The organism is Vreelandella sp. 2A-K22 (assembly GCF_054065485.1).
Window position 1 is genome coordinate 1 of sequence record NZ_JBSUGC010000036.1, and the last position, 1,757, is coordinate 1,757.

General features: G+C 51.1%; 4 protein-coding genes. 1 reads left to right on the plus strand and 3 read right to left on the minus strand.

Features of this window, described 5'->3' with window-relative positions; genetic code table 11:
* Positions 1 to 63: 63 nt before the first annotated feature.
* The 3 genes from ACW17M_RS24035 to ACW17M_RS24045 form a co-directional block, all read right to left on the minus strand.
* The gene (locus ACW17M_RS24035; RefSeq protein WP_001635124.1) at positions 64 to 189 is read right to left on the minus strand and encodes a hypothetical protein; all 126 of its coding nucleotides are present in this window, start codon (positions 187 to 189) and stop codon (positions 64 to 66) included.
* Between the two features lie 182 nt (positions 190 to 371).
* A complete protein-coding gene (locus ACW17M_RS24040; RefSeq protein WP_457548198.1) occupies positions 372 to 497 on the minus strand; it encodes a hypothetical protein in 126 nt (41 codons plus the stop codon).
* 99 nt (positions 498 to 596) lie between these two features.
* The gene (locus ACW17M_RS24045; protein ID WP_000019403.1) at positions 597 to 1,577 is read right to left on the minus strand and encodes an IS5-like element IS5 family transposase; all 981 of its coding nucleotides are present in this window, start codon (positions 1,575 to 1,577) and stop codon (positions 597 to 599) included.
* Between ACW17M_RS24045 and ACW17M_RS24050 the strand changes: the two genes are divergently transcribed.
* Positions 1,569 to 1,757: hypothetical protein (locus tag ACW17M_RS24050; protein WP_457548199.1), on the plus strand; the 189-nt coding region annotated here is incomplete at its 3' end. The two genes, ACW17M_RS24045 and ACW17M_RS24050, sit on opposite strands and share 9 nt — an antisense overlap.

The following is a 1,757-nucleotide window of genomic DNA, read 5'->3' on the forward strand; positions in this document are numbered from 1 at the left end:
AGCATCATCGATTTAATTAAAGACACCATCACATCTCTGTAACAGAGTGTACGTAATTAACAACTACACACACTGCTCCTGAAAATACTGGTCATCCAGTGCAAAGATCACTGCTTCAAATTCATCGCGCTCAATCAATACCGGATGAGTGGCTAAATATTCATTTATCTCTGTCAGAGATAAAGGCAAAGGCACCCCAGCCATTCCAGCATAACGTCGGGCACGGGATATTACCGAATAGGCGTACAACAACTCCTTAAGCACCGGGTCTATTTCTGGTTCCGGTATCGGTGGCAACCTGAGTTTTTCTCGCTTCCATCTTGCCTTTTCCCCCCTTTCTCCCCCGAACTCCGATAACCACCGCTGGGCAGCTATGGCTTTTTTATCGTATCCTGCTTCTGCTGCTCTTTACCCTGGGCGATGCTGGCTGCTTCTGCAAGGATCTGCCAGGGAAGGTGCGAATAAGCGGGGAAATTCTTCTCGGCTGACTCAGTCATTTCATTTCTTCATGTTTGAGCCGATTTTTTCTCCCGTAAATGCCTTGAATCAGCCTATTTAGACCGTTTCTTCGCCATTTAAGGCGTTATCCCCAGTTTTTAGTGAGATCTCTCCCACTGACGTATCATTTGGTCCGCCCGAAACAGGTTGGCCAGCGTGAATAACATCGCCAGTTGGTTATCGTTTTTCAGCAACCCCTTGTATCTGGCTTTCACGAAGCCGAACTGTCGCTTGATGATGCGAAATGGGTGCTCCACCCTGGCCCGGATGCTGGCTTTCATGTATTCGATGTTGATGGCCGTTTTGTTCTTGCGTGGATGCTGTTTCAAGGTTCTTACCTTGCCGGGGCGCTCGGCGATCAGCCAGTCCACATCCACCTCGGCCAGCTCCTCGCGCTGTGGCGCCCCTTGGTAGCCGGCATCGGCTGAGACAAATTGCTCCTCTCCATGCAGCAGATTACCCAGCTGATTGAGGTCATGCTCGTTGGCCGCGGTGGTGACCAGGCTGTGGGTCAGGCCACTCTTGGCATCGACACCAATGTGGGCCTTCATGCCAAAGTGCCACTGATTGCCTTTCTTGGTCTGATGCATCTCCGGATCGCGTTGCTGCTCTTTGTTCTTGGTCGAGCTGGGTGCCTCAATGATGGTGGCATCGACCAAGGTGCCTTGAGTCATCATGACGCCTGCTTCGGCCAGCCAGCGATTGATGGTCTTGAACAATTGGCGGGCCAGTTGATGCTGCTCCAGCAGGTGGCGGAAATTCATGATGGTGGTGCGGTCCGGCAAGGCGCTATCCAGGGATAACCGGGCAAACAGACGCATGGAGGCGATTTCGTACAGAGCATCTTCCATCGCGCCATCGCTCAGGTTGTACCAATGCTGCATGCAGTGAATGCGTAGCATGGTTTCCAGCGGATAAGGTCGCCGGCCATTACCAGCCTTGGGGTAAAACGGCTCGATGACTTCCACCATGTTTTGCCATGGCAGAATCTGCTCCATGCGGGACAAGAAAATCTCTTTTCTGGTCTGACGGCGCTTACTGCTGAATTCACTGTCGGCGAAGGTAAGTTGATGACTCATGATGAACCCTGTTCTATGGCTCCAGATGACAAACATGATCTCATATCAGGGACTTGTTCGCACCTTCCTCAGGACTTCTTGGCGCGCAAGCTACCTGTTGTGATAAACTTCGTAGAGCGCTCAATATTGATTTTGTACCGTCAAGCGTGCTGGCACAATAAGATTTTAAATCTGTTTGTA

Bases quoted from the DNA above. Each gene is read 5' to 3' on its own strand.
- ACW17M_RS24045 (WP_000019403.1), bottom strand. From the start codon at position 1,577: ATGAGTCATCAACTTACCTTCGCCGACAGTGAATTCAGCAGTAAGCGC.
- ACW17M_RS24040 (WP_457548198.1), bottom strand. From the start codon at position 497: ATGACTGAGTCAGCCGAGAAGAATTTCCCCGCTTATTCGCACCTTCCC.